Below are 19,867 nucleotides of genomic sequence, written 5' to 3' on the forward strand. Positions count from 1 at the left end.
ACATGACACTGACCTCGATTGGCGATCTGTCGCGCGGCTTTGCCCTGAAACGCCAGAGCGTGGCGCTGAAACAGGCCCTGACACGGCTGGGCACCGAGGTCTCGACCGGACACGCCGCCGACCCGGTTGCGCAACTGGGCGGCAACACCGCCCGGCTGTCACGGATCGAACATGACCTTGCTCTTGCCTCCAGCTATCGCGACACCGTCTCGGCGGCCCGGACTACCGCCGAGACGATGCAGACCGCGCTGCAGCGCATCGGGGACGATACCGATGCGCTGGTCGATACCCTGGTGCTGGCCGGAGCGGATGCACGCCCATCGGGAATCACTCTAGCCACGGCCGAGGCCGGTGCGACGCTCGAAGGCATGGTTTCGGCGCTTAATACCGGGGTAGCCGATCGGCAGCTCTTTTCCGGCGCCGCCGTGGACACCGCCCCGCTGATCCCGGCCGGTGATATCCTGGCGCAGCTGCGCATCACGATGGCCGCCGCCAGTACCCCTGCCGATGTAGAGGCGGCCGCCGATGCCTTTTTCGACACCTCCGGCGGCGCCTTCGAGACACTTGTCTATCGCGGCGCGGCGAACGATCTGGCCCCTGTCGACCTGGGCGCCGGCGAAACCGCAACTTTGGACCTGCGCGCCGATGACGCTGCGTTCCGCGACACGCTGAAATATACCGCGCTCGCCGCGCTTGCCGGTGATAGCGGGCTGACCTTGACCGAGGATGCACGCCGCGGCGTGCTGGACCGGGCCCTTGACGGCCTGCTGGGTGCCAGGGATGCGCTATCGGGCAGGCAGGCCACGCTGGGGCTGGCCGAAAACCGCATCGCGCAGGCCGACGCGCGGATCGGGGCAGAGACCGCAGCGCTTGAAATAGCGCGCAACACACTGTTGTCGGTCGACTCCTACCAAGCCGCAACCGAGTTGGAGGCCGTGCGCCTGCAGCTCGAAACCGTCTATTCCGTCACCGCCCGTCTTTCCCGTCTCAGTCTGGTGAATTTCCTGTCATGATCCGCATCCTTCTGTCCGCTGTCATCCTCTGCTTCGTGGCGCTTTCGGGCGGCCCGGCCCCCGCCACCGCGATCAGGATCAAGGACCTGGTCGATTTCGACGGCGTGCGCAGCAACGACCTTGTCGGTTACGGGCTGGTGGTGGGGCTGAACGGCACCGGCGATGGCCTGCGCAACGCGCCCTTCACCGAAGAGATCATGTCGAACATCCTCGAACGGCTTGGCGTCAACGTCACCGGCGAACAGTTCCGGCCCAAAAATGTCGCGGCCGTGCTGGTGACCGCCAGCATGCCACCCTTTGCGCGCGCGGGCTCGCAGATCGACGTCACCGTTTCGGCCATCGGCGATGCCGACAGCCTGCTGGGCGGCACACTGGTGATGACCCCGCTCAACGCCGCCGATGGCGATATCTATGCCGTTGCGCAGGGGGCGATCATCGCCGGCGGCGCATCGGCCCGGGGCGAAGGTGGCAGCGTGGTCGAAGGTGTGCCCACCGCCGGAATGATCCCGTCCGGCGCACGGATCGAGCGCGAGATCGACTTCGAACTATCGAGCCTGGACCAGATCAGGCTGGGCCTGCGCGAGCCGGATTTCACCACAGCAGCCCGGATCGAGACCGTGATCAACAGGGCGTTTGGACGCCGGGTTGCCTTGATGCTTGATCCGGGAACGGTGCGGCTGGATATCGACGCAACAGGCAGCCGCTCGACGGCGCATGCGCTGCGCCAGGTCGAAAACCTGCTGGTCGAGCCCGAGCGCAAGGCGCGCGTTGTCGTCGACCAGCGGTCAGGCACCATCGTCATGGGCGAGGATGTGCGCATCTCTCGGGTCGCGGTCGCCCAGGGAAACCTGACACTCAGGGTCGAAGAGGCGCCGCTGGTGTCGCAGCCGAACCCGTTTTCCGAGGGCGAAACCGTCATCGTGCCGCGCACCCGGGCCGAACTGGAGGAAGATCCGGGGATCGGTCTGGCCGAGGTCGCCGAAGGCACCAGCCTGTCGCAGGTGATCGCCGGGCTGAACGCGCTGGGCACCTCGCCACGCGACATGATCGACATCCTCAAGAGCATCAACGCCGCCGGGGCGCTGCACGCGGAATTCGTGGTTCGCTGAGCGCGGCACCGGGCTGCCGCAGGGCCGGGCACCAGCGTGCCGCACGCGCGTTGCGGTTCAGGCTTGTTATCGTGCCTAGCGTCGGGTCTTGGCTGCCCGCTGATGTGCGTGTCTTGCTGGCCTGTCGCCGGGGTTCACCATCACAAAGCCGAGGCATGGAGGGATATTTCAGGAGAGGCCCGGACTGGCGACGCGCGGTTTCGAACGCGTCAGGTCAGCGGTTGCGTAGGTATCCCTTGGGCAACGGCCTCAGAAATAGCCCCGTACCAGCGCGTCGGCGATCAGCGTCCAGCCATCGGCGACGACGAAAAACGCCAGCTTGAAGGGCAAAGAGACCACCACCGGCGGCACCATCATCATCCCCATCGACATCAGGATTGCAGCCACCACCAGGTCGATGATCAGGAATGGCAGGAACACCAGGAAACCGATCTGAAAGGCGCGCGCGATCTCGGACAGGAGGAAGCTGGGCACCAGCACTGACAGCGGCGCGTCGGCGGCGGGCACGGGCGTGCCGCCCTGCGGCCTGAGCGCGCTGAGGGTGGCAAGGGTGTCAGGGTCGACGCGGCCGGCCATGAAGGTGCGGAACGGTTCCAGCACCAGCGGGATCGCGGTTTCGGTGTCCGTCCGGCCATCCAACAGCGGGTCGATGCCCGCCGTCCAGGCCTGCGTGAACACCGGTTCCATCACGAAATAGGTCAGGAACAGCGCCAGGCTGACTATCAGCATGTTGGGCGGCGATTGCTGCAGGCCAATACCCTGCCGCAGGATCGCCAGCACCGTGACGATGAAGGGAAAGCAGGTGATCATGATCGCCAGCCCCGGCGCCAGGCTGAGCACGGTGATCAGCACGATCAGCTGGATCGTGCGCAGCGAAAGCGATTCGCCATCGCCCAGCGACAAGGTGATGTCCTGCGCCATCGCCGGCGACGACACCAACAGCACCAGGCCCGCCGCCAGCATGAGGGGGATGATCCGCCTCATTCGATGCCGTCATGCAGGTCGGCGACCTCGGTCAGCCGCACCGCCAGTTGCCCCGCGGCGTCGCCATCCATCTCTTCCAGCTCGCCTCGGGCAATCAGGCGATTGCCGACATAGAGCTCGACCGGGTCATTCACGCGCCGGTCAAGCGGCAGCACCGCGTTCCGTTCCATCCGCAGCAGTTCGCGGATCAGCGGCCGTGTCTTGCCCACCGAGATGGTGATCTCGATCGGAACCGTCGAAAAGGGGCTGCGCAGATCGGGTCCAGGGGCCGGTTTGGGGGTGTCTGCATCGTCCATCAGGCGGTCTCCTTTGCGGTGGGGGCGGTTTCCTGAAAAAAGCTGTCGGTGGCATCGCGAATCCCGTCCAGGACTCCTTGCAGGTCAATCTCGCGTTCGGTGGCGTCGCCGATGCGCAGTTGCACCTGCCCTTCGGCCAGCGTGTCATCCTGCCGGATCGCGATCGGAAATCCGGCATCCTGTGGCAGCACGGCCTGCAGGGCCGCGGCGCTGGCCGGGGCGGTCGTCAGGATCACCGGCTGCGGGCCACAGGCGGCGATCTCTTTCTCGATCAGGGCGGCCACGCGCATGCCAAGCGTAGCGTGGGCCAGTTCAGGCAGGACGACGTTCACCGTCTGGCCGATCAACGGCCGCATGGCGGCGACTAAGCCGGCATAGGCCTCGTCATAGGTAAAGGACAGGTCGCGGATGTTGCGGGCGAAATCCTCTGACAGGTGGGTGCTGCTGTCCTGCTGGGCCTTGGCGGAATCGTCCCACCCGGCCTGATAGCCCCGTTCGAAGGCCTCGAGCTTCAGCTCCTCGACCTTCACATCCGACAACACCGCGCCGGTGTTGCCGCCGCTCTCGGTAAAGTCCTCCAACAGGTCAGAGAGGGGCATCAGGCGTGTTCCTCCTCTCCTTCGAGCCAGGTGCGCAGGATCTCAACGGTTTCTTCGCGCCGCTCACCGATCAGCCCCCGCAGCCGTTCGGCCGGGTCCGTGCCGGATCTGTCCGCACCCGGCAGGCGAATGTCGGTCCCATGGGGCGCCGCTGCGCCTTGCGTGCAGGAAATGAGCGCCATTCCCGCCAGATCGCCCTCGCTCGTGTCAATCTCGCCGGTCAGCGCCATGGGGGCCTCATCCGACCCCGGCGGCGTGTCGGTGGCCGGGTCGGGCGCCGCCAGCCGCTGAACGGCCCCGCCCGCTGGACGCGCCAGCAGAGGCCGGACGACAAAAAGCCCGAGAACCAGCACGACGACCGCCAGCACCACCAGTTGCACCAGCGTCATCGCATCCATACCAGACCCCGAAAAAATACTGTCGTCAGCAAGGGTTCCGGCGGACTGCGCCTGTTCGAACTGCATCGACTTGATGGTGATCGCATCCCCGCGGGCCGGATCGAACCCCACGGCAGAGGCGACGAGTTGTTCCAGGGCGGCAAGCTCTTCCTCGGGGCGGGGGGTGACGACCGGCTCGCCGTTCTGATCCGGCGTGGCCATGCCGTTGACCAGAACCGCGACGGTCAGCCGCTTGATTGCGCCCGGCACCTCGACGATCTGTCTTTCGGTCTCGGACACCTCGTAATTGACCCGCTCGCGGGTTTCGCTTGCCTGGCTGGTGGTGCTTTCGGCACCGGCGTCGCCCTCGGGCAGGTTGGAGGCGACGGTAACCCCGCCGCCATCGCCCGAAGATGCATCCTCCCGCTCTTCGGTGTCGGTGCTGATGGCGACGCGGCTCTCGGGGTCGATCACCCGCTCGCGCAGCGATTCCTGCCGCGTCACCGTCTCGACGCTGACCTCAACCACCGCGTTGCCGGGCCCGACCCGGGCGGCCAGCAGCCTTTCGACCCTGTTCCTGAGCGTTTCGGCAAGCCCGTCAGTGGCGCCGGCGGGCGACCGGTCGGTATCGCCGACCAGTTCGCCATTGCCGTCGATGACAGAAACATCGTCTGGCGACATGCCGGCCACGGCCGAGGCGACGAGGTATTTCAGCGCCCGCGCATGCGCCGCCGTGATCTGGCCCGAGCTGGCCGACACCGCGACCGAGGCCGTGGGCCGCAGGTCGCGCCGGAACGGGCTGGTGCCGGTCTGGGCGATATGCACCCGCGCCGAGGCCACCGCCGGATGCGACACGATGGTGCGGGCAAGCTCCCCCTCCTTGGCGCGCCAGTAGGCGGCGTTGAACATCTGCGAGGTGGTGCCAAAGCCCGACAGCCCGTCCAGCAGCTCGTACCCCTGGGCAGAGTTGCGCGGCAGCCCCTCGCTGGCCAGGGTCATGCGCAGTTCGTCCCGGCGCCCGGCATCGACGAATATCGCCCCGCCGCGCACCTCGTAGGTGACGCCGCGCTGTTCCAGCGCGCTGACAACCTCGCCCGCGGGCCCGGCCTCCAACCCGGCGTAGAGCAGGGCCATTCCGGGCGTCGAAGCCATCCGGGCCATCGCCAGAACGGCGGCGAACATGGCAAGGGTGGCAATGCCCACGATGACCCGGCGGCGGGGATCGAGCGCATTCCACAGGGTCACGATCTGCTGCAAGATCAGGTTCCTCCTTCACGGCGTTCTGCACGTGCGTTGCGGTCATTCTTTGCCGATCAGGCTTAACAATCGGTTAGTTCCTGCCGGCCTATAGTCCGCCTGCAACCAGCAACGGGATGTGGCGATGGCCGATACGGACGAAACCGATGGCGAGAACGTCAAGAAAAGGTCGAAAGGGCCGGTAATTCTGGCTCTTGTGCTGGCGCTGGCCGGGGCCGGCGGGGGGTTCCTGGCGGCCTATTCAGGGTATCTGCCCTGGGGCGAATCGGCGGGGGCGGAGGGCGCGCACGCCTCCGCCCTCTCCGACGCTACGCCCGTCGTGCCGGACGATGTTGATTTCGTGGCGATCGAGCCGCTGGTCGTCTCGCTGGATGCCGGCAGCGGGTTACACTTGCGGTTTCGCGCCCAGCTGGAAGTTCGCAGAGCATACAAGTCCGAGGTCGAGCACCTTCTGCCGCGGGTGGTGGATGTGCTGAACGGCTATCTGCGCGCGGTCGATATCGCCGATCTGCGCAACAATTCCGCATTGGTTCGGTTGCGCGCGCAGATGCTGCGCCGGGTGCAGATGGTCACCGGCGCCAATCGGGTCAGCGACCTGCTGATCATGGAATTCGTCGTGAATTGAGGGGGTGCAAGGATGGAACTCATTGCCGATATTCTGCTGATCGCCGGCGCGCTGGGCGCCGGGGCCTATTGTTATGTCCTGTCGCAGCGGCTGCGCCGGTTCAACGATCTGGAAAAGGGGGTTGGCGGCGCGGTCGCGGTGCTGTCGGCGCAGGTCGACGACCTGACCCGCACTCTGGGCGCAGCCCGCAGCGTTGCCGGCGATTCGACCAGGTCGCTCGAAGGGCTGACCGACCGGGCCGAAACGGTGGCTCGGCGGCTGGAACTGCTGGTTGCCTCGATGCACGATATTCCCCAGCCTGCGCAGGAGGAGGGGGCGCGCGAACCGGCGCGCCCGATCCTGCGCCGGCATGAACAGCAGGCGACCCCGGCAGAGGGGCAGGACGATGGCCCGACAGTGGCAAACGACCACCCCGATTCGGATCCGCCCGATGATGAGGCGCCCGCCCCTGCCCCGGTTTTCCTGCGCCACACCTATGCCCCCACCGACGAGGCCGCGGAATGAGCCGGCGACGCCGAAGGGTCGGGCGCGGCACGCTGTTCGTCATCGCCGGTCTGCTGGTCGGATCGGCGCTGATTCGCATCGGTGACGGGGCGGGGCAGGCGCTGGCCCTCGTGCCGGCCGAAACAGGTGTTGCGGCCGATCATTTGGCGGCGGCGGGCCCGGCCTGCAAGACGCCCGAGGATCTGCGCGCGATGCTGGCCGCCTTTGCCGAGCGCGACGCCCGCCTGGCCGCGCAGGAGGCGGCGCTGGAAAACCGGATGCAGGCGCTGCGCGTGGCCGACACCGAAACTGCAGAGCGGCTGGCAAAGCTGGAGGCGGCAGAGGCATCGCTGCGCGAGATGATCGCCCTGGCCGACAGCGCGGCGGAGACCGATCTGGACCGTCTGACAAGGGTTTACGAGGCGATGAAACCCAAACAGGCCGCCGCCCTGTTCGAGCAGATGGACCCGGTCTTTGCCGCCGGTTTCCTTGGCCGGATGCGCCCCGAAGCCGCGGCCCAGGTCATGGCCGGACTCAGCCCCGAGGCGGCGCATCTCTTCAGCGTGGTGCTGGCCGGCCGCAACGCGGAGGCGCCGCGCGAATGATGGTCTCGGGAATGGATTGCCGGGTCAAGGGATGGAGGGAACGATGATCGTGATCATCGGTATCGTGGTGATCTTCGTGATGGTTTTTGGCGGTTACATGGCCGCCGGAGGCAAGCTGGGAATCATCCTGCATTCGCTGCCTTTCGAGATGATGATAATCGTCGGCGCGGCCACCGGCGCCTTTCTGATCGGAAACGAGATGAGCGCGATCATGCACACCGTGCGGGACATGGCGAGGGTCATCAAGGGCCCGAGGTGGAAGCCCGACGATTATCGCGACCTGCTGTGCCTGCTCTTTGAACTGATCCGCCTCGCGCGGCAAAACCCGGTTGCGGTCGAGGAACATATCGAGGCCCCCGCACAATCGGCCATATTCGGCCGCTACCCCCGGATATTGGCGGATGGCGAGGCTGTTGCACTGATCAGCGACACCATGCGCGCGGCGTCGATGAATTACGATGACCCCCACCAGGTCGAAGAGGTGCTGGACAAGCGGATGGAGGCGTACATGCAGCGTGCCCTGCATTCCAGCCACGCGCTTCAGATAATGGCCGATGGGTTGCCGGCGCTGGGCATCGTCGCCGCCGTGCTGGGCGTGATCAAGACCATGGCCGCCATCGATCAACCGCCCGAGATCCTGGGAAAGATGATTGGCGGCGCGTTGGTTGGCACCTTTCTGGGCGTGTTCCTGTCCTACGGGCTGGTCGGACCCTTCGCCGGCAAGGTGCGCGCCTCGGTCGAGGAGGACGCGCATTTCTATCACCTGATACGCGAGGTGCTGGTTGCCAACCTGCACAACCACGCTACCAATATCTGCATCGAGGTCGGCCGCCAGAATACGCCGGCGCCAAATCGCCCCAGCTTTGACGACCTTGAACAGGCGATCAAGGCCGTCAAGCAGGATGCCGCCTGATGCGGGGGTGGTTGCTTGCCGTCATTCTGGCCTGCTGGTCCGGGGCCGCGTCTGGGCAGACGGTTTCGGTGCGTTCGGGGGAGCACGCGGATTTTACCCGCCTGGTGATCAAGCTGCCCGAACGGGCGCCCTATACCCTGACCGGGTCCGGGGTGCAGACCGACCTGGTGATCGACGGGCAGGATTATGAGATCGACACCTCCGCCGTCTTTGACCGCGTGCCGAAAACCCGCCTGACCGGGATCACGGCATTGCCCGGGCACACCGGGCTGCGCCTGTCCCTCGCCCCCCGTTACGAGGTCAAAAGCTTCTGGTTCGGCGATGCCTCGCTGGTCCTCGATATCAGGGAGGGGGAGCAACCGGCAAAGCCCGTCCGACTGCGGCCTTTGCCGGTGCCGCCGCCGCGGCCAGGACATGCCTTGCGGCTCTTGCAGCGTGATCTTGACAGACGGTTGCCGATGAAAGGGCCGCCCGCGTCCCCCAATGGCCCGGATCTGGGGATCAGCCGCGATCTGCTGCTCCGCCAGGTCGGTCGGGCGGCCTCGCAGGGTCTGCTGACACCAATGGCCAGGCGCATCCCGCCCCCCGCGGCGCCGCAGGCCACACCAGAGCCTGTGCCGCAGAAAACCGCCGCCCGGGCCAGGCCATTACCGCCCGGCATGCATCTGCACGCGCAAACAGCTATCGACCGGGACATGGGCGCGGTGCTGGCAAGACTGGGGGCCGCAGGCGCGCAAACCTGTCTCGATCCCGAGCGGGTCGACGTTGCGGTCTGGGGGGGTAATGCTTCGTTTCGACAGCAGATCGGCCCGCTGCGAGCGCGGCTGTTGGGCGAATTCGACAAACCCGACAAGGCGGCGGTGCTGCGGCTGACGCGGCTCTATGTTCATTTCGGCTTTGGCGCCGAGGCCCGGCAACTGCTGGCCGAGGTCGGCGGGTCTGCCGCCGCCGATCCCGTTCTGGAGGCAATGGCGGCGATACTTGAGGATGGACATGCCGGGGCGGATTCGGCCCTGTCGGGACAGACGGACTGCGGGCCGATGGTGGCGCTGTGGTCGGTGCTGTCCTACCGGGAAATGCCGGCTGGTATTTCGCTGAACGGCGACGCGGTGCTACAGGGGCTGACCGCCCTGCCGGTGCATCTGCGGGCCTATCTCGGCCCGGTGCTGGCCAGACGACTGCACGAAGCCGGCTATAAGAGAGAAAGCGCGCGCGTGCGCCGCATCCTCAACCGTGTCGAGGCAACGACCACTGCCGAGGTCCGGCTGATGGATGCCGAAATTGCCCTTTCCCAAGGCCTTGACGCCCCCGCAGAGGCCACGCTTGGCACAGTTGTGGCCGGCAATGATGCCCCGTCTGCGCAGGCGCTCTTGCGTCTGATCGACGCGCGGCTGCGACGCGGGGCGGAAATCTCTTACGAGACCGCCCAACTGGCCGGGGCCTATGCGGTGGAATACAGGGGGCAGCCGCTGGGCACCGATCTGGCAGAGGCACACCTTGCGGCGCTGGCGTCCTCCGGCGCCTTTGACGAGGCGTTCGCGGTGCTGGATCAGGTTCCTGACGCAGATGCTGCCGGGCGGGCAGCAAGTCGTGCGCGTCTCAGCGGTATCCTGGCCAGCAAGGCATCGGACTATGATTTCCTGCATCACACCCTGTCCGGGTCGGCAGCACCGCCCGATGGGCTGGACGCTGAAATTGCCAATGTCATGGCTGACAGGTTGATATCACTGGGCTTCCCGACCGAGGCGGCCCGGTACGTTGCCCCCCCCGCGACCGGCCCGGAGGAAGATCTGCGCAAGCGTCTGCGGGCGCGTGTCGCATTGGCCCAGGGCCGCCCCCGGCAGGCCGAGGCAAAGCTGTTGGGCCTGTCTGACAAGGCAGCGACCCGCCTGCGCGCCGAGGCCCGCGCCAGGGCTGGCGATCACCAGGCTGCGCAGGAACTGTTCGACGCCGTGGGTGAACCGGACGCGGCGCAAGCCCAGGCCTGGCTGGCCCGTGACTGGGTAGCCCTGCTTGATTCGAAAGACACCACGCACGCCGCCATCGCGCGGCTGAAACTAACCCATGCCGAGGCGGAGCAGGACGGCAACAGCCAGGGTGTTCTGGCCCGAAACGCGGCCATGATCGAGGGCAGCCAGGCCGCGCGCGCCGCATTAGCGGCCCTACTGTCGGCCCATCCGCCGCCGCAGTGAAGCGGCAAAAGGCCGGCCGCAAAACCTGCATCGCGGTTACCGGATGGTAACCCAGGCGCGCGTAACCTTTCGCCACGGGGCAGAACGCCCGCGACACCACCGATGCCGGAGAACCCGCCTTGACCCGATTGCATGCCCAGCATTCGTTCCGTTTCAGGCCGGCCGCGTGGGTGGCCGCATGTCTGTGCGCGCTGTGCCTCACCGGCCCGGCGGCGGCCTCGGTTTCCGGCCTCTGCGATGCCGCCGCCCGGCGTGCTGCGCGCGAAACAGGCGTGCCGGCAACGGTGATGCTGGCGATTACCCGTACCGAGACCGGGCGCGCCCGCGCCGGCCGACTGGAACCGTGGCCATGGACGGTGAACATCGCAGGTATCGGGCACTGGTTCGACACGCGTAAGGCGGCGCAGGATTTCATCGACCGCAAGCTGGCGGAAGGGGCGCAGAGCTTTGATATCGGCTGCTTTCAGATCAATCATAAATGGCACGGCGCCGCGTTTGATTCGGCCGCGCAGATGTTCGACCCGATCACCGGCGCCCGCTACGCGGCAACATTTCTGAGCCGCCTGCATGGCGAGCTGGGCGACTGGTCCCTGGCTGCGGGGGCTTATCATTCCCGCACCGAAACCCATGCCCGCCGCTATCGCGTCCAGTTCGACCGAATTCTCTCCGCGGTGTCAAAGGACGCACCCGAAAGCACGCCCGCCACCCCGGCGCAGCGTCGTGTCGCCCTGCTGGCACAGCGCACCACGCTGCCGCTGGTATCGAAACCTGGCGGGCGCGGGCGCAATGGCTCCCTAGTGCCCATCGGGGGCGGGCGCGCGGCCTTCATTCCGCTGGCCGGCAGGTTCTGAGCGATGCCGGCGGTGACCATACGCAACATCTTTCAACCAACCGTGCTGCTGGCGCTGGCGCTGATGGCGGTGATCGTGATGATGATCCTGCCGATGCCCGCCTGGGTGCTGGATGTGGGGCTCGCCGGGTCCTTCGCGCTGGCGATCCTGATTTTCACCCTCACGCTGTTCATCGAGCGCCCGCTTGATTTCTCGGCCTTTCCGACGGTCTTGCTGGCATCGCTCATGCTGCGGCTGTCGCTCAACGTGTCCTCGACCAAGCTGATCATCGGGCAAGGGCACACCGGCACCGATGCCGTCGGCGAGGTGATCGAAGGGTTCGCCGATTTCATCATGGGTGGCAGCGTGTTCCTGGGGCTGGTGGTCTTTGGTGTGCTGCTGATCGTCAATTTCATGGTCATCACCAAGGGGGCGGCGCGCATGGCGGAGGTCGGCGCGCGCTTTGCCCTCGACGGCATGCCGGGCAAGCAACTCGCCATCGACAGCGACATGTCCGCCGGCGCCATCGACCATGCCGAGGCCAAGGAACGCCGCGAACGCGAGCAGCAGGAGACCACCTTCTTTGGCTCGCTCGACGGCGCGTCGAAATTCGTCAAGGGCGATGCCGTCGCGGGCTTGCTGATCACGCTGCTCAACCTGGTGATGGGGCTGATCATGGGGACGGTGGTACACGGCATGCCGCTTTCCACCGCGTTCGAGACCTATGCCATCCTCACCGTTGGCGACGGGTTGGTGACGCAGATCCCGGCGGTTGTGATCTCGATCGCATCGGCGCTGTTGTTGGCGCGCGGCGGCACCCATGGCGCGACAGACCTGGCGCTTGCCACGCAGCTGGGCCGTCATCCGGCGGCGCTGGCAACGGTGGCGGTGCTGATGGCGCTGTTCGCTCTGGTGCCGGGGTTGCCCTTTGTGCCCTTCATCCTGGGCGGGGCCGGGCTGGGGGCGGTGGCGGCGTGGATGTACCGCCGCGACCGTGCCGCACAAGCCGCCCCGGCAGAGATGCCGCCGTCCGCCCCGGCAGAGCGGTCGATGGGCGAGATACTGGATCTCGACGATGTGCATGTCGAATTCGCACCGGACCTGGTGCATATGGTGCTCGATCCCGGTACCGGGCTGGATGCGCGCATCTTGAACATGCGCCGCTTCGTCGCCACGAAATACGGCCTGATCCTGCCAGAAATCCGCCTGACCGACGACCCCTCGCTGGGCAACGGGGTCTATGTGATCCGCATCCAGGGGGTCGAACAGGCCCGCGCCCGGCTGATGCCCGCCCGGGTGCTGGCGCTCGATCCCGATGCCAACCCCGACCTGCCGCCGGGCGAGGCGGTGGCAGAACCTGTCTATGGCGCCCCCGCCCGCTGGATCGACGCCGGGGCCGAGGACGACGCCGCCCTTGCCGGCACCACTTTGGTGCGCCCGGCCGAGGTGCTGGCGACCCACCTTCTTGAGGTGATAAAGCGCAACCTCAGCCGCCTTCTGACGATGAAATCCATGCGCCGGCTGCTGGACGAGATGGTCAACCTGCCCGACCCCGCGCGTGCAGAGGCCAACCGCAAGCTGCTGGAGGAACTGATCCCCGACCGGGTGCCCAGTGACCTGTTGCATTCGATCCTGCGGCTGCTGCTGGCCGAACAGGTGTCGATCCGCAACCTGCCCCTGATACTGGAGGCCACGGCCGAGGGCCGCCAGCGCCACACCCAGCCAGAGGCCATCTGCGAGCAGGTGCGCCAGCGGCTGGGTTTCCAGATCGTCGGCGGGTTGCGGCGCGAGGATGGCACGCTGCCGCTGATCCAGCTGGCACCGGATTGGGAAGCGCGGTTTTCGACCTACCAGATGGAGGGCGAGGGCGGACGCCCCGATGTCGCCCTGCCGCCCGAATTGTTCAATGCGCTCGCCCAGGGCGTACGCGAACAGGTGACGAAGGCGGGCGAAGAGGGCGCCTTTCCCGCCATCGTCTCATCCGCGCTGAGGCGGCGGTTCCTGCGTACCGTGCTGGCCGCCAAGGGCATCACCAACCCCGTCCTGTCGTTCGAGGAAATCGGCATTGATGCGCAGCCGGCGCTTATGGGTGTGGTGCCGGGATGACGGCGCTGGCCGAGTTGGGGGGCATCGCCGGGCAGGTGCTGTGGCTGCATGCCATCGTTTTCCTGCGGGTCGGGCCGGTGATGTCGCTCTTTCCTGGTTTCGGCGACCAAAGCGTGCCGGTGCGTATCCGCCTGATGCTGGCGCTGATGCTGACCGCCGTTACCGCGCCTGCGGTCGCACCGGGGCTGGGGGCCCTGGCCGAGGCGCCACCGCCAGTACGGCTCATGCTGACGGAAACGGGTATCGGTCTGCTGCTCGGGATCGGGCTGCGGCTGTTCATCATCGCGCTGCAGACGGCAGGTGCGATGGCGGCGCAGGCGATGTCGCTGTCGCAGATCGTCGGCAGCGCCGGGGCCGAGCCAATGCCGGCGATGGGGCATCTGCTGGTCATGGGCGGGCTGGCGCTGGCCTTTACGCTGGGGCTGCATGTGCGCGCGGCGCAGATGATGATCCTGAGTTATGACCTCCTGCCGCCCAGCCTGGCGCCCGCCGCGTCGGCGGTCGTGGAATGGGGCGTGGCGCAGGTGGCCCATGCCTTTGGCCTCGCCTTCACCCTGGCGGCGCCCTTCGTCATCGTTTCGGTGCTCTACAACCTGACGCTCGGCATCATAAACCGGGCGATGCCGCAGCTGATGGTGGTTTTTGTCGGCGCGCCCTTCATCACCGGGGCCGGGTTGGTGATGCTGATGCTGCTGGCGCCATTGATGCTGACCCTGTGGATGGAGGCGCTGTCAGCCTTTGTCGCCAATCCTCTGGGAGGCGGCTGATGTCCGGGGCCGACGACGATACCGAAAAGTCGCACGAACCCACCGAGCACAAGCTGCTTGAGGCGCGCAAGAAGGGCGATATCGCGCGTTCGGCTGACCTGACCACCGCCGCCGCCTATGGCGGGCTGCTGTTGGCGCTGCTGTCGGCCGGGCCTGCGTCGGTAACGCGGCTGGGCGATGTCCTGGCCGGGCTGATCGGGCGCGCCGACCCGCTGGCGCGGCTTGTCTTCGACGGGCCCGCCGCGGCGCCGGTCGGTGGGCTGTTGATCGCCGTGGCGGGGGCGCTTACGACAGTGCTGCTGATGCCGCCCGCCTTTGCGCTGTTGTCGGTGATCGGCCAGCGCGGCCTTGTGATGGCGCCCGACAAGCTGCGTCCGCGCCTGTCGCGCATCGACCCGATCCAGAACGCGCGCAAGAAATACGGGCCATCCGGCCTGTTCGAATTCGCCAAGAGCCTGGCCAAGCTGCTGCTTTACTCGGTGGTGCTCGGTGTCTTCCTGGCCGCACGGATGTCGGACACGGCCGGTGCCCTGCATGCCGAGCCGCACCTGATCGGCGCGCTGATGACGCGGATGGTAGTGGAATTTCTGGGCATAGTGCTGCCCGTCGCGCTGGCCATAGGCGCGGTTGATCTGATCTGGCAGAACTTCGACCATCGCCGCCGTCTGCGCATGTCGCACAAGGAATTGCGCGACGAGCACAAGAACCACGAGGGCGATCCCCATTTCAAGCAGGAACGCCGCCAGCGCGGCCAGCGCATTGCTGCCGGCCAGATGATGCGCGATGTGCCGCAGGCAGATGTGGTGATCGTGAACCCGACGCATTTCGCCGTGGCGCTGAAATGGTCGCGCCTGCCCGGTTCGGCGCCGGTCTGCGTCGCCAAGGGCGTGGACCACGTGGCGCACGCCATCCGCGACCTGGCGCAGGAATCGGGCGTGCCCATTCGCAACGACCCGCCGACGGCGCGGGCCCTCTATGCCACCACCGCGATCGGGGAAGAGATCGAGTCGGAGCATTACCGTGCCGTCGCCGCCGCGATCCGCTTTGCCGAACGCATGCGCGCACGCGCAAGGACCTTTGGGTGACGCGCGATCCGACAGCGGAACTGGCCCGTCTGACGGCCCTGGTCCGAGATGCCGAAGCGGCGCGGATGCGTCGGCTGACGGAGGAAGAGACACGCATCAGGGCGGATCTGGCCGCGCTGGATGCCGTCCGCCGCGAGGCGCAGGCGCTGCCTGCAGACGCGCTCGCCGCGCCGCGCAGTGTCGGTGCGGACATGCTTTGGCAGGCCTGGATCGGCCGCAGGCGCGAAGATCTGCAGATACGCCTGGCCCGTATTCTGGCGCGCAAAGGGGCGGCCATGCGGGGGCTGCAGGTAGCGCATGGCCGCTGCGAAGCGGCCGAAAGCCTGCACGAGCGGGCGCGGAGCGCGCGCACCGAAGGGCAGGAAAAAGCACAAATTGCACAGCAACAGAGCCTGTTTTCCCTATTGCGGGGCAGTGCCGCCGCGCGTCTGCCAGACGACGGGTGCTGAGCCCGTTCTGCTAGAAATCCTGCCGCGCGATGTCGACGATCAGCACGTTGCGCACCACGTCGCCCAGAACATCGTGCGCGGTTTCGGTCAGCGCCATCCGCAGCACGTCAAGCGTGTTGCCATCGGTGAACATGCCCGCGAACCCACCCATGTTGGCGTGATCGAACAGCACCTGCAGCAGGGCATCGCGCAGCTTGGGTTCGCGCGCATAGACAGTGTCGCGCTCGCCCTGCTCAATCTCGATGCTGAACGACATCACCACCAGTGAATTGACCTGCGCATCCTTGACCACCGGCACGACGAACTGGTTGTTGAGCTTGACATACTCCGCCCCGCCGATGGTTTCGGGGCTGTCGTGTTCCGGCTCTGGCGGGGCGGTGTGCCCGGCCTCCAACTGTTCTGCCTGAGGTCGCAGGGCCAGGCCGCCGCCGATGCCGCCGGCCGCGCCAAGCAGGCAAAGGACCAGGGGAAGGATCAGGTTTCGCATTTCGTCCCCCTCAGAACGGCAGGATCATGTCCAGAACCTGCTGGCCATAGCGCGGCTGCTGAACATCGGTGATCTGGCCGCGCCCGCCGTACGAGATTCGTGCCGAGGCGATCTTGTCATAGGTGATTTCGTTACGGCGCGAGATGTCGGCGGGGCGCACATAGCCCTGCACCATCAGTTCGCGCAGCTCGAAATTGACCCGCACCTCTTGCGTTCCGGCGATTTCAAGCACCCCGTTGGGCAGCACGTTCGTCACCGTCGCGGCGATGCGCAGGGTCAGTTCCTCTTGCCGGCGCACGGTTCCGTCACCGCCCGAAGATCCGGACGAGTCGAGCGAGACCGCCTCGCCCATGCTGGCGCCATCGGGCAGATCTTCGTCGATGCGCTGCGGCAACCCGAAAAGATGGGGAATTTTCAGCGTTTCCGCTCCGTTGCGCGACCGCGACGTGCGGTTTGAAATCGACGCCTCGTCGTCAATCTCGATCACCACGGTCAGGATGTCGCCACGGCGCATTGCGCGACGATCGCCCAGCAGCGAATGCTGGCCGCCGCTCCAGGTCGAGGCGCGGTCGACCCGGGCATCGGGCTCGGCGCTGAGCGGCAGACCGGGATAGAGCATGGCGGCGTGTTCGTCGCCCTCGCGCGCCTCGGAAAGGCTGGGCGGCCGGCCGAGGTGATCCATCCGCCCGCAGGCGGCGGGCAGAAATAGCAGCATGACCAGGAAACGGATGAGAAATGGCAAGCCAGACCTCCTATGGTGAGACATGAATGCGGCCGTCCGCGCCGACGCGGCCCGACACGGTGTTGCGCGACGCGAGGTTCATCGCCCGCACCGGTTCGCCCACACCGGCGCGCGACAGCGAACGCCCCTCGGCCAGGATCAGCAGCCCGCCGTGGTTGAAAACCAGGGTGACGATCTGGTTGCGCTCGACCAGCGCCGGCGCCCCGACATCCGCCAGCCGGATCGGTCGCCCGGCGTAAAGCGCAACGCGCGCCTCCTTGCCGACCAGATCGGCCGGGTGCGCCGCGACGCCGGGCATTTCGCCCGCCTTCAGGGTGATGTCCTGTTTGCCGATCACCTCTTGCGCCCGGATCGTGCGGACCGAGACGATCATGTCGGCGGCGGCGCCCCCGGGCGGGAGGGCGAGCAGGGCTATGGCGCAGGCGACCCGCAGCATCAGCGCACCTGCGTCGTCGCGCCGAGCATCTGGTCGGCGGCCGAGATCACCTTGGCGTTTAGCTCATAGCCGCGCTGGGCCTCGATCAGTTCCGTCACCTCGCGCACGGCATCGACGGAGCTGTCCTCGAGATAACCCTGGCGGAGCGTGCCCAGCCCGTCACGCCCCGGCGTGCCGGCAAGCGGCTGTCCTGACGCCTCCGTTTCCAGGAAAAGGTTGCCGCCCATCGCCTCCAGCCCCTTGGGGTTGGTGAAACCGACCAAGTCGAACTGGCCCAGCAGCTCTGCCTCGGGCGTGTCGGTGAAATAGGCGTAAACCTCGCCATCGGCGTTGATCGACAGGCTGCGGGCATCCGTGGGAATGGTGATTTCAGGCGCGACAGCGAAACCGTCGGAGGTGACGATCAGCCCGTCGCCCGAACGTTTCAGCGCCCCGTCGCGGGTAAAGGCCCCCTGGCCCGAGGGCAGCGTTACCTCGAAAAAACCGTTGCCGTCTATGGCGATGTCCAGGTCGCCGCCTGTCTGTGACAGCGCCCCTTGGGCCAGCTGTACCGTCACCGCCGCCGGGCGCACGCCAAGGCCAAGCTGAACACCAGTGGGCAGAACCGTGCCGCCAAGCGCGTTGATGGTGCCGGCGCGGCTTTGCTGTTGATAGTGCAGATCGGCAAATTCCGCGCGGCGGGTGTTGTAGCCGGTGGTCGACATGTTGGCGAGGTTGTTGGAAATGGTCTCCACCCGCATCTGCTGGGCGGCCATGCCGGTGGCGGCGATTTTCAGGGCGCGCATGGGCGGTCTCCTTTATCCGGTGGTTTAGCGGCGGGTCAGGGCCTGCATGGCCTCGCGCAGGCGTTCATTGTCGGCGTCGAGAAAGCTCTGCCCCAGCTCATAGGCGCGCTGGACCTCGATCATGCGGGCGACCTGCAGGATCGGGTCGACATTGGAGCTTTCGAGCGAGCCTTGCAGGATGCGGCCACCCTCGACCGGCTCGACCCCGCTTTCGGTGCGAAACAGCGCGCCGCCCTCGCGTACCAGGTCGGTCGGGTCGGTGGGACGCACCAGCCCGATCTGGCCCAGCGGCCGGCCCGCCGCACTGATGATGCCGTCGGTGGCGATGCTGAAATCCGTCGTGTCTGGCGGCACGAAAATCGGCGCACCGCCATTGTCCAACACCCGGTGGCCGGCTGGTGTGACCAGATCGCCCTCGGCCGAGGCGGCAAAGCTGCCCGCCCGGGTCAACCGCTCGCCGGCGTCGGTTTCGACCAGGAAAAACCCGGGCCCCTCGATCGCCATGTCGAATTGGCCGCCGGTTTGGGTCAGCGCGCCCTGCTGAAGCGATATGTTGCGTGCCGAGGCGTGCGCCATCGACAATGACGGCCCACCACGGGCGTTGTGGACGTATTCCGCGAAAATGACCCCTTCCTGCCGGTATCCGGTGGTCGAGGCATTGGCGATGTTGTTCGCCACGACCTGCATTTCCGACAACAGGCCGGTCTGGCGGGTCAGCGTGGTATAGGACAAGGTGCTCATGTCAGCCCCCGATGATCAGCGGGACAAGCCGCGTCTGGAAAAAGCCGACCAGGGTTTCGGTCATGAACCCCATGGTCAGCCAGAACACCGCGACGATGGCGGCGAGCTTTGGCACGAAGGTCAGCGACATTTCCTGGATCGACGTCAGCGCCTGGAAGAGCCCGACCACGAGGCCGACCAGCAGTGCAACGCCGAGAATCGGCAGCGAGATGGCGGTGGCCACCCACAGCCCCTGACGCATCGAATCGAAAAGGATCGCCTCTTCCTGCATGGCTCAGACCGGCATCCGCAGGATTTCCTGGTAGGCCTCGACGACCTTGTCGCGCACCGTAACCACGGTTTCGACCGCCAGTTCCGACTGCGCCAGCGCTTGGACCAGGGCGTGCGGATCGGCCTCGCCGGTCATCGCCGCCCTGGCCAACGCCTCGCCCCGTTCGAGGGTTGCGGCGAAATCGAGGGCGGCGTCTTTTGCCGCCTCGTCCGGGCCGGGCGTCGTGTTTTCAGGCTCTGTTGCCGGGCGGGCCGCGGTGTATCTCTGTGCGGCTCCGATTGTGCCGATATCCATTCTGGATCTCCTTGATGTCTGATTTTCTATCTGCGCAGCAGATCGAACAGGTTTTTCGACATGGTTCGCGCCTGTTCGAACATCTTGAGATTGGCCTCGTAACTGCGCTGTGCCTCACGTGCGTCGGCCAGCTCGATCACCAGATTGACGTTTGAGCCGGTGTAATAGCCATCGTCATTGGCCAGCGGGTGGGACGGGTCGTAGATGCGCTGTGGTTCCGTCGGGTCGAGGCGCACGCGCCCGGCCTCGACCCGCCCGACTGCCCCGCCGGCGTCGTGAACCGATTGAAACGGCACCGTCTTACGCCGATAGCCGGGCGTGTCGGCATTGGCGATGTTCTCCGACAGGTGCCGCAGGCGTTGCGACTGGGCCCTGAGGCCGCTGGCGGTAATCGAAAGCGCATCTGAAAATTCGGCCATGT

At 66.6% G+C, this 19,867-nt stretch carries 24 protein-coding genes; 12 read left to right on the forward strand and 12 right to left on the reverse strand.

Annotated features, from left to right (window positions below):
• Positions 1-2: 2 nt before the first annotated feature.
• Both DL899_RS12525 and DL899_RS12530 read left to right on the forward strand, forming a co-directional pair.
• Positions 3-1,013, forward strand: a complete 1,011-nt coding sequence (locus tag DL899_RS12525) for a flagellin (RefSeq protein WP_111734697.1) — start codon at positions 3-5, stop codon at positions 1,011-1,013.
• The gene (locus tag DL899_RS12530; RefSeq protein WP_111734698.1) at positions 1,010-2,122 is read left to right on the forward strand and encodes a flagellar basal body P-ring protein FlgI; all 1,113 of its coding nucleotides are present in this window, start codon (positions 1,010-1,012) and stop codon (positions 2,120-2,122) included. Before DL899_RS12525 ends, DL899_RS12530 begins: the two co-directional genes overlap by 4 nt.
• 249 nt (positions 2,123-2,371) lie before the next feature.
• Here DL899_RS12530 and fliP read toward each other — a convergent pair whose 3' ends face one another.
• From fliP to fliF, 4 genes are read right to left on the reverse strand one after another with little or no spacing between them, the layout of a single operon-like run.
• Positions 2,372-3,106, reverse strand: a complete 735-nt coding sequence (gene fliP / locus DL899_RS12535) for a flagellar type III secretion system pore protein FliP (RefSeq protein WP_111734699.1) — start codon at positions 3,104-3,106, stop codon at positions 2,372-2,374.
• Positions 3,103-3,402, reverse strand: coding sequence for a FliM/FliN family flagellar motor switch protein (locus DL899_RS12540; RefSeq protein ID WP_111734700.1), 300 nt, complete (start codon positions 3,400-3,402; stop codon positions 3,103-3,105). The genes fliP and DL899_RS12540 overlap by 4 nt, the downstream gene beginning before the upstream one ends.
• Positions 3,402-4,001: an ABC transporter ATP-binding protein gene (locus DL899_RS12545; protein WP_162685572.1), complete on the reverse strand. Its 600-nt coding sequence runs from the start codon at positions 3,999-4,001 to the stop codon at positions 3,402-3,404. Before DL899_RS12545 ends, DL899_RS12540 begins: the two co-directional genes overlap by 1 nt.
• On the reverse strand, positions 4,001-5,635 hold the full coding sequence (gene fliF, locus DL899_RS12550; protein WP_111734702.1) for a flagellar basal-body MS-ring/collar protein FliF: 1,635 nt from the start codon (positions 5,633-5,635) through the stop codon (positions 4,001-4,003). The genes DL899_RS12545 and fliF overlap by 1 nt, the downstream gene beginning before the upstream one ends.
• Before the next feature lie 124 nt (positions 5,636-5,759).
• On the opposite strand from fliF, the gene DL899_RS12555 reads away from it, so the two are divergent.
• From DL899_RS12555 to DL899_RS12600, 10 genes are all read left to right on the forward strand, one after another.
• Positions 5,760-6,260, forward strand: a complete 501-nt coding sequence (locus DL899_RS12555) for a flagellar basal body-associated FliL family protein (protein WP_111734703.1) — start codon at positions 5,760-5,762, stop codon at positions 6,258-6,260.
• A 12-nt stretch (positions 6,261-6,272) separates the two neighbouring features.
• Positions 6,273-6,764: a hypothetical protein gene (locus DL899_RS12560; protein WP_111734704.1), complete on the forward strand. Its 492-nt coding sequence runs from the start codon at positions 6,273-6,275 to the stop codon at positions 6,762-6,764.
• Positions 6,761-7,348 carry a MotE family protein gene (locus DL899_RS12565; protein WP_111734705.1) on the forward strand — a complete coding sequence of 196 codons (588 nt, stop codon included), beginning with the start codon at positions 6,761-6,763 and terminating at the stop codon, positions 7,346-7,348. Before DL899_RS12560 ends, DL899_RS12565 begins: the two co-directional genes overlap by 4 nt.
• A 43-nt stretch (positions 7,349-7,391) precedes the next feature.
• Positions 7,392-8,261 carry a flagellar motor stator protein MotA gene (motA, locus tag DL899_RS12570; RefSeq protein ID WP_111734767.1) on the forward strand — a complete coding sequence of 290 codons (870 nt, stop codon included), beginning with the start codon at positions 7,392-7,394 and terminating at the stop codon, positions 8,259-8,261.
• Entirely contained in the window at positions 8,261-10,453 is a 2,193-nt protein-coding gene (locus tag DL899_RS12575; protein ID WP_111734706.1) for a hypothetical protein, read from the forward strand. The genes motA and DL899_RS12575 overlap by 1 nt, the downstream gene beginning before the upstream one ends.
• Positions 10,454-10,572: 119 nt before the next feature.
• Positions 10,573-11,304, forward strand: coding sequence for a transglycosylase SLT domain-containing protein (locus tag DL899_RS12580; protein WP_239494696.1), 732 nt, complete (start codon positions 10,573-10,575; stop codon positions 11,302-11,304).
• A gap of 3 nt (positions 11,305-11,307) precedes the next feature.
• Complete coding sequence (flhA, locus tag DL899_RS12585; protein ID WP_111734707.1) at positions 11,308-13,389, forward strand: flagellar biosynthesis protein FlhA; 2,082 nt, start codon at positions 11,308-11,310, stop codon at positions 13,387-13,389.
• Positions 13,386-14,156 (forward strand): flagellar biosynthetic protein FliR, encoded by a 771-nt coding sequence (locus DL899_RS12590; RefSeq protein WP_111734708.1) that lies wholly within the window; start codon positions 13,386-13,388, stop codon positions 14,154-14,156. Before flhA ends, DL899_RS12590 begins: the two co-directional genes overlap by 4 nt.
• The gene (locus DL899_RS12595) at positions 14,156-15,241 is read left to right on the forward strand and encodes an EscU/YscU/HrcU family type III secretion system export apparatus switch protein (RefSeq protein WP_111734709.1); all 1,086 of its coding nucleotides are present in this window, start codon (positions 14,156-14,158) and stop codon (positions 15,239-15,241) included. Before DL899_RS12590 ends, DL899_RS12595 begins: the two co-directional genes overlap by 1 nt.
• The gene (locus DL899_RS12600; protein ID WP_111734710.1) at positions 15,238-15,690 is read left to right on the forward strand and encodes a hypothetical protein; all 453 of its coding nucleotides are present in this window, start codon (positions 15,238-15,240) and stop codon (positions 15,688-15,690) included. The genes DL899_RS12595 and DL899_RS12600 overlap by 4 nt, the downstream gene beginning before the upstream one ends.
• A gap of 10 nt (positions 15,691-15,700) precedes the next feature.
• On the opposite strand, the gene DL899_RS12605 is transcribed toward DL899_RS12600, so the two are convergent.
• The 8 genes from DL899_RS12605 to flgC are packed head-to-tail and all read right to left on the reverse strand — an operon-like array spanning position 15,701 to position 19,865.
• Positions 15,701-16,177 carry a flagellar basal body-associated FliL family protein gene (locus DL899_RS12605; RefSeq protein ID WP_111734711.1) on the reverse strand — a complete coding sequence of 159 codons (477 nt, stop codon included), beginning with the start codon at positions 16,175-16,177 and terminating at the stop codon, positions 15,701-15,703.
• A gap of 10 nt (positions 16,178-16,187) precedes the next feature.
• Positions 16,188-16,892 carry a flagellar basal body L-ring protein FlgH gene (gene flgH, locus DL899_RS12610; protein ID WP_111734712.1) on the reverse strand — a complete coding sequence of 235 codons (705 nt, stop codon included), beginning with the start codon at positions 16,890-16,892 and terminating at the stop codon, positions 16,188-16,190.
• Positions 16,893-16,929: 37 nt separating this feature from the next.
• The gene (gene flgA, locus DL899_RS12615; protein ID WP_111734713.1) at positions 16,930-17,355 is read right to left on the reverse strand and encodes a flagellar basal body P-ring formation chaperone FlgA; all 426 of its coding nucleotides are present in this window, start codon (positions 17,353-17,355) and stop codon (positions 16,930-16,932) included.
• Positions 17,355-18,140, reverse strand: coding sequence for a flagellar basal-body rod protein FlgG (gene flgG / locus DL899_RS12620; RefSeq protein ID WP_111734714.1), 786 nt, complete (start codon positions 18,138-18,140; stop codon positions 17,355-17,357). The genes flgA and flgG overlap by 1 nt, the downstream gene beginning before the upstream one ends.
• A 24-nt stretch (positions 18,141-18,164) precedes the next feature.
• Positions 18,165-18,881: a flagellar hook-basal body complex protein gene (locus DL899_RS12625; protein ID WP_111734715.1), complete on the reverse strand. Its 717-nt coding sequence runs from the start codon at positions 18,879-18,881 to the stop codon at positions 18,165-18,167.
• Between the two features lies 1 nt (position 18,882).
• Complete coding sequence (locus tag DL899_RS12630; protein WP_111734716.1) at positions 18,883-19,152, reverse strand: flagellar biosynthetic protein FliQ; 270 nt, start codon at positions 19,150-19,152, stop codon at positions 18,883-18,885.
• A gap of 3 nt (positions 19,153-19,155) precedes the next feature.
• The gene (gene fliE / locus DL899_RS12635; protein WP_111734717.1) at positions 19,156-19,446 is read right to left on the reverse strand and encodes a flagellar hook-basal body complex protein FliE; all 291 of its coding nucleotides are present in this window, start codon (positions 19,444-19,446) and stop codon (positions 19,156-19,158) included.
• Between the two features lie 26 nt (positions 19,447-19,472).
• A complete protein-coding gene (flgC, locus tag DL899_RS12640) occupies positions 19,473-19,865 on the reverse strand; it encodes a flagellar basal body rod protein FlgC (protein WP_111734718.1) in 393 nt (130 codons plus the stop codon).
• Positions 19,866-19,867 lie beyond the last annotated feature (2 nt).

It is taken from the genome of Roseovarius amoyensis, assembly GCF_003260265.1.
GTDB classification, from domain to species: Bacteria; Pseudomonadota; Alphaproteobacteria; order Rhodobacterales; family Rhodobacteraceae; genus Roseovarius; species Roseovarius amoyensis.